Below are 306 nucleotides of genomic sequence, written 5' to 3'. Positions count from 1 at the left end.
ACAGCGTCAAAGAAGAAAAACCGCAGGCGGTGGAAGATGCAATTCGCACCATGGATGATTTGATCTGGAGTGTGAAGCCTAAGATTACCCTGCAGGACAGACAAGAGTTACTCAACCGTTTACCAGCGATTTTGGCACGTCTGAATAAATGGCTCAGTCTGATCAAATGGGAAGATGCTGACCGCGTACGCTTTTTCGCAGAGTTGGCCGAATGCCATGCCTCGATTGTGCGGGCACCGTTGGAACTGTCGCCGGATAAGCAATTTGAAATTGCGGTCGAGGCGGCACAGCATGCGGCAGAGCGCA

At 51.6% G+C, this 306-nt stretch carries 1 protein-coding gene; it reads left to right on the top strand.

From position 1 onward, the window contains the following. A partial coding sequence (locus tag KDM89_RS21405; protein WP_212689807.1) for a DUF1631 family protein occupies positions 1–306 on the top strand: 306 nt, incomplete at both ends.

It is taken from the genome of Cognatundibacterium luofuense, from assembly GCF_018139685.1.
GTDB lineage: Bacteria > Pseudomonadota > Gammaproteobacteria > Burkholderiales > Burkholderiaceae_D > Undibacterium > Undibacterium luofuense.
This window is presented reverse-complemented; position numbering and strand designations above follow the sequence as displayed.